At 72.4% G+C, this 6,383-nt stretch carries 4 protein-coding genes and 1 pseudogene; 3 read left to right on the forward strand and 2 right to left on the reverse strand.

Translation table 11 applies throughout. The features are described from left to right. Positions 1 to 87: 87 nt before the first annotated feature. A complete protein-coding gene (locus AB0M18_RS28980) occupies positions 88 to 1,731 on the reverse strand; it encodes an MFS transporter (RefSeq protein WP_365763094.1) in 1,644 nt (547 codons plus the stop codon). 240 nt (positions 1,732 to 1,971) lie between these two features. Between AB0M18_RS28980 and panB the strand changes: the two genes are divergently transcribed. From panB to AB0M18_RS28995, 3 genes are all read left to right on the forward strand, one after another. After that, positions 1,972 to 2,835: a 3-methyl-2-oxobutanoate hydroxymethyltransferase gene (gene panB, locus AB0M18_RS28985; protein WP_365763096.1), complete on the forward strand. Its 864-nt coding sequence runs from the start codon at positions 1,972 to 1,974 to the stop codon at positions 2,833 to 2,835. Between the two features lie 99 nt (positions 2,836 to 2,934). Next, a complete protein-coding gene (locus tag AB0M18_RS28990; protein ID WP_365763098.1) occupies positions 2,935 to 3,936 on the forward strand; it encodes an ATP-binding cassette domain-containing protein in 1,002 nt (333 codons plus the stop codon). Then, a complete protein-coding gene (locus AB0M18_RS28995) occupies positions 3,933 to 4,784 on the forward strand; it encodes an ABC transporter permease (RefSeq protein WP_365763100.1) in 852 nt (283 codons plus the stop codon). The genes AB0M18_RS28990 and AB0M18_RS28995 overlap by 4 nt, the downstream gene beginning before the upstream one ends. A gap of 34 nt (positions 4,785 to 4,818) precedes the next feature. Here AB0M18_RS28995 and AB0M18_RS29000 read toward each other — a convergent pair. Further along, positions 4,819 to 6,383 (reverse strand): annotated as a pseudogene (locus AB0M18_RS29000) (AfsR family transcriptional regulator); the annotation flags it as partial.

Genomic DNA, 6,383 nt, shown 5'->3' on the forward strand with positions numbered 1-6,383 from the left:
GGCAGGTGCTGCCCCGCCGTCCTGCTGCGAGCGCTGCGACACGTCCGTTCCGCCTCTCCTCCTGGGCCCGCTCCGCCGGCCCGACGCCTACCTCGGAACCGATTCTCCCGCTTCCGCGCGGCTGCCGGGGACGGCGGCCGCCGGGCCCTCGCCCTCGGGGGTGCGGCCGGGCAGGAAGACGGCGACCACGACGGCGCCGAGCACGGCGACGGCGGCCGAGCCGATCGCGGTGACGTGCATCGCGTCGAGGAAGGCGTCGTACGCCGGGGTGACCAGGCCGCGGCCCGCCGGGCCGAGCTTCTCGGCGACGGCGAGGGTGGCCTCGATGGACTCCCCGGCGGTGTCGCGCAGCGCGGCCGGGACGGCGCCGAGGTGCCCCTCGATCTCGCCGCGGTAGGTGCTGGAGAGCACGGAACCGAGGACGGCCACGCCGAGCGCGCCGCCGACCTGCCGGAAGGTGTTGTTGACGGCGGAGCCGGAGCCGGCCTTCTCGCGGGGCAGCGACTGCATCACGGCGACGGTGACCGGCGGCATGATGTGGGCCATGCCCGCGCCCTGCAGGAAGAAGACGATCTCCAGGACCCACACGGGCGTGCCCGCGTCGAAGAAGGCGAAGGCGGCCAGGCCGACGGCCACGGCGAGCATGCCGACGGTGCAGACGGCCTTGGCGCCGAAGCGCTCCACGACGAGGCGGGCCCGGGGCGCGAACACCATCTGGGCGATGGCGAGCGGCAGGATCAGCAGGCCGGACTCCAGGGCGCTGTAGCCGCGGACGCTCTGCAGGTAGAAGGCGGAGAAGAAGGTCACGCCCATGAGGGCGAAGAAGACCAGCGCGATGGCGGCGACGGCGGCCGAGAAGGCGGGCTTGCGGAAGTACGAGACGTCGAGCGCCGGATGGTCGGCGCGCTTCTCGTACAGCACGAAGCCGACGAGGACCGCGAGGCCGGCGAGGGCCGGGAGCAGCACGCCGACGTCGGTGAAGCTGGCGAGCTCGCCGCCGCGGATGATGCCGTACACGAGCAGCACGAGGCCGAGCACGGAGAGCAGCACGCCGGGCAGGTCGATGCGGCCGGGCCTGGGGTCCTTGGACTCGGGGACGAGCCAGGCCATCAGGGCCAGGGCGAGGAGCACCACGGGCACGTTGACCAGGAAGATCGAGCCCCACCAGAAGTGCTCCAGGAGGATGCCGCCGGTGATGGGGCCGACGGCGATGGCGAGCCCGACGCTGCCGGCCCAGATGCCGATGGCCTTGGGCTGTTCGTCGCGCTCGAAGACGTTCATGAGGACGGCGAGGGTGGCGGGCATGACGAAGGCGGCGCCGAGGCCCATCACGGCCCGGTAGGCGATGAGCTCGCCGGGGCCGGTGGAGAACGCGGCGAGCGCGGAGCCGATGCCGAAGACGGTGATGCCGAAGAGCAGGATCCGCTTGCGGCCGAGGCGGTCGCCGAGCAGGCCGGAGGTGAAGAGGAGGCCGGCGAAGACGAGCGTGTAGGAGTTGATCGCCCACTCCAGCTCGCTCTGGGTGGCGCCGATGCCGGTGGGCGAGGGGCTGGCGATGGTCTTGACGGCGACGTTCAGGATCGAGTTGTCGAGGACGACGATCAGCAGACTGAGCATGAGCACGCCGAGTATCGCCCAGCGGCGACGGTGCACGGCCTCGGGAACGCGGTGCGGCGCTCCGGGGCCGGCCGGGCCCGCGGGGCCGGCGGAGACAGGGGACGGCTGAGACATGGCCCCCACCCTAGACCCATTTCGATACGAGACCGTCTCGTATCGGAAAAGCTGACGGAGTCTTTACGTTGCGGCGGGTCTTCGCGTTGCGGACGGCGTCTCCACGTTGCGGTGGTGTGAACAGCGCCACGCCGACACCCACCCCCGCCCCGCTTCCCCGTCCGGCCCGGAAAGTGCCACCATGGATGTGGTCCGGGGACGCCACAGGGCGCCTCGAGATGACAGAAGGAGCCGTTCACCATGACGCTTCAGGCTGCCCAGAAACCGCCCGCCGACAGCAGCAAGGCGCTGTACGGAGGGAAGGGCACCCGCCGCATCACCGTCCACGACATCGCCGCCGCCAAGACCCGCGGCGAGAAGTGGCCCATGCTCACCGCCTACGACGCCATGACCGCCTCCGTCTTCGACGAGGCCGGCATCCCGGTGATCCTCGTCGGCGACTCGATGGGCAACTGCCATCTCGGCTACGACACCACCGTGCCCGTCACGATGGACGAGATGACCCTGCTGTCCGCCGCCGTCGTCCGGGGCACCCGGCGCGCCCTCGTCGTCGGCGACCTCCCCTTCGGCTCGTACCAGGAGGGCCCCGTCCAGGCCCTGCGCAACGCCACCCGGCTGGTCAAGGACGCGGGCGTCGGCGCGGTCAAGCTGGAGGGCGGCGAGCGTTCACTGCCGCAGACCGAGCTGCTCGTCCAGGCCGGCATCCCCGTCATGTCCCACCTGGGCCTGACCCCTCAGTCCGTCAACACCATGGGCTACCGGGTGCAGGGCCGCTCCGACGAGGCCGCCCACAAGCTGCTGCGCGACGCCAAGTCCGCGCAGGACGCGGGCGCCTTCGCCGTGGTCCTGGAGCTGGTCCCGGCCGAGCTGGCCGCCGAGGTGACCCGCTCGCTGCACATCCCCACCATCGGCATCGGCGCCGGCCCGGACACCGACGCGCAGGTCCTCGTGTGGACCGACATGGCCGGTCTGACCGGCGGCAAGGTGCCGCGCTTCACCAAGCAGTACGCCAACCTGCGCGAGACCCTCGGCGACGCCGCCAAGGCCTTCGCGGAGGACGTGGCCGGCGGGGCGTTCCCCGCCGAGGAGCACACCTTCCACTGACCCGCCGACCGCTCCGGTAACACCTGACAGCCCGCCGACCGTCCCCCGTCGGCGGGCTGTCGGCCGTCTGTCGGTGCGCTGTCGGTGGGCCCGTGTTCCATGGTGGACATGACGCGATCACACACCAACGCCGTCGAGGTCCGGGGCCTCGTGAAGCATTTCGGCGAGACGAAGGCGGTCGACGGGATCGACCTGGACGTCCGCGAGGGCACCGTCCTCGGCGTCCTCGGTCCCAACGGCGCCGGCAAGACCACCCTCGTCCGCTGCCTGTCCACCCTCATCGTCCCGGACGCCGGGACCGCCGTCGTCGCCGGTTACGACGTGGTGCGCCAGCCCCGCCAGCTGCGCCGCGTCATCGGCCTCACCGGCCAGTACGCCTCGGTCGACGAGAAGCTGTCCGGCTGGGAGAACCTCTACATGATCGGGCGGCTGCTCGACCTCTCCCGCAAGGACGCCCGCCGCCGCGCCGACGAGATGCTGGAGCGCTTCTCGCTCACCGAGGCCGCCAAGCGCCCCGCGATGAACTACTCCGGCGGCATGCGGCGCCGTCTCGACCTGGCCGCCTCGATGATCGGGCAGCCCTCCGTGCTCTATCTGGACGAGCCCACCACCGGCCTCGACCCGCGCACCCGCAACGAGGTGTGGGACGAGGTGCAGCGGATGGTCGCCGAGGGCGCCACGGTGCTGCTCACCACCCAGTACATGGAGGAGGCGGAGCAGCTCGCGAGCGAGCTGACCGTCATCGACCGCGGCCGGGTCATCGCCCGGGGCGGGGTCGACGAGCTCAAGGCCCGGGTCGGCGGCCGCACCCTCACCGTCCGGCCGGCCGACCCGGGCGACCTGTCCGCCATGGCGGCGGCGCTGCGCGAGACCGGTCTGGACGGGGTCGCCGGCGCGACCGTCGTCCCCGACGAGGGCGCGCTGTACGTGCCGATCCTCAGCGACGAGCAACTGACCGCCGTCGTGGGCCTGTTCGGCGCCCGCGGTTACGGTATCGCCCACATCGGCACCCATCTGCCCAGCCTGGACGAGGTGTTCCTCGCCATCACCGGCGAGAAGACGCCCGTTTCCGACGCGCACCACGAGGAGGTCGCCGCATGAGCACGACCACGGCCACCCGTACGCCCACCCCCGCGCCGGCCCCCGCCAAGCGGACCACCGGCGCCGCCGACGGCCGGATCGGCCTGCGGGCCAACCTCCGCCACATCGGCGCCCTGGCCCGCCGCAACGCGCTGCAGATCAAGCAGGACCCGGAGTCGATGTTCGACGCCGTCCTGATGCCGGTCATCTTCATCCTGCTGTTCACGTACGTCTTCGGCGGCGCCATGGCCGGCAAGGGCAACCAGCAGGTGTACGTGAACTACCTGGTGCCCGGCCTGATGGCCATGATGGGCATGAACATCGCGATGGGCGTCGGCACCGGCATCAACGACGACTTCAAGAAGGGCGTCATGGACCGGTTCCGGACCATGCCGATCGCCCGCTCCTCGGTCCTCATCGCGAAGATCGTCGTCGAGATCGGCCGCATGCTGATCGCCACCTCGATCCTGCTCGGCATGGGCTTCCTGCTCGGCCTGCAGATCCAGACCTCGGTGCTCCACCTCCTCGCGGCGATCGGTCTGTCGCTGGCCTTCGGAGCCGCCCTGATGTGGATCTTCATCCTGCTCGGCCTCACCATGAAGACGGCCCAGGCCGTCCAGGGCATGGCCATGCTGGTCCTGATGCCGCTGCAGTTCGGCTCGTCGATCTTCGCCGCGCCGACCACGATGCCCGGCTGGCTGCAGACCTTCACCGAGTACAACCCGCTGTCCAACCTGGCCGACGCCGCCCGCGCCCTGATCAACGGCGGCGCGGTCGCCCACTCGGTGTGGATGACGCTCGCCTGGGCGGCCGGCATCACCGTGGTCATGGCGCCGCTCGCGGTGTCCAGGTTCCGTAAGAAGACCTGACCCGCCGACGCGGGGGAACGGTACTCGGCGCGCCTCAGATCGCGTCGGCGCGTTCGAGCAGGGCGGCGGCCTCCTCAAGGGAGAGGCCGCCGCCCTCGGCGTACGCGGCCTCGAACGCGGCGTCGTCGGCGAGCGCGGCCCGGGTGAGCGCGGTCGCCCGCTCGCGGTTCCGCCGCTCGATCGGCGGGGACAGATGCCCGGGCGGCAGCAGCCCCTCGTACGCGCCGAGCAGCACGGCCGCCGTACGGGCCCCCGGGCCGCCGATCCCGGCCAGCGCCCAGGCCGCGACGATCAGGTGGATCGCCAGCATCTGCGGCGCGACCATCATCGACAGACCGCCCAGCGAGCGCCGGTACGCCTGCCGGGCCAGGCCGAAGGCCGACGCGTACCGCCCGTCGAGGACGTCCACCCAGCCCAGGCTGCCGAGCGTGAAGCCCTCGAAGATCGAGAAGGTCTCGGAGCTGAACTCGTCGAGCAGGCGCCGCAGATGGACGCGGGCCTCCGCCGTGCGCCCGGTGCGTCCGAGGAGCAGCGCCAGGAAGATCCGGGCCGCGAGCATCGGCTCGTGCCCGCGCCCGTGCTGCCCGTCGACGACCGCGCGCAGGATGCGTTCCGCCTCCTCCTGGCCGCCGGTCTCCATCAGCATGTCGGCGTAGCGGGCGCGCAGCAGCGCCATCTGCGACTGGGCGCCGATCCGCTCCGCGTACCCGATGGCGGCCGCGAAGTCCTCGGCGGCGCCCTCGAATTCGAGCCGCCGCTCGCGGGCCTCGGCCCGGGACGACAGCGCCTCCGCCGCGCCCCACGCGTCGTCGAGCCGTACGAAGATCTCCAGGCTCTCCTCGGCGTCGGCGGCGGCCTGCCCGGCCAGGTCGGCGCGGTTGGCCAGCATGTTGGCGCGCAGCTGGAGGGCGTTGGCGAGCTCCCACTCGTAGCCGTACTCCCGGCAGGCCGCCACATGCGCGTCCAGGGCCCTGCCCATGCTGCCCGGTTCGGCGATGAGGAGCACGGCGAAGACCGTGAAGGAGCCGGGCAGCCGGCAGGTCTGCGGCAGTCCCGGCGGGTACACGGCGTTGATCCGCCGCAGCCGCTCGACGCCCTCGGGGGTGGTCCAGCGCCCGGTCTCGTGGTCCATGTTCATCAGCTCGACCAGCCGCACCCCGCGCCGGGCCTCCCACAGCCGGTCCTCGTCCAGCGGCGGCGGCGCGGCCGTGACCGGCTCGTACAGCGGCACGGCGGGCGCCATCCCCGGCCCGAACGGATCGGGCCCGAGCGCGGCGACCGCCTCCGCCCAGTGCAGCGCGTCGGCCCGCAGGTCGCGCATGGTCCAGAACCACACCAGCGCGTGCACGAGCACCAGCCCCTCCTGCTCGTCCCGCGCCGCGACGGCCCGCCGCAGCGCGGTCCGCAGATTCCCGTACTCGACGGAGAACCGCGCGACGGCGGCGAGCTGCCGCCCGTTCCGCAGCTCGGGGTCGGTGAGCCGGGCGAGCTCCCGGTAGTGCACGAGGTGCCGCCGCTCGGTCGCACCCCGGTCCCCGGCCTCGTCGAGCCGCTCACCGGCGTACTCGGCGACGGTCTCCAGAAGCCGGTAGCGCATCC

The organism is Streptomyces sp. NPDC051909, from assembly GCF_040681095.1.
In the GTDB taxonomy this organism is placed as follows: Bacteria; Actinomycetota; Actinomycetes; order Streptomycetales; family Streptomycetaceae; genus Streptomyces.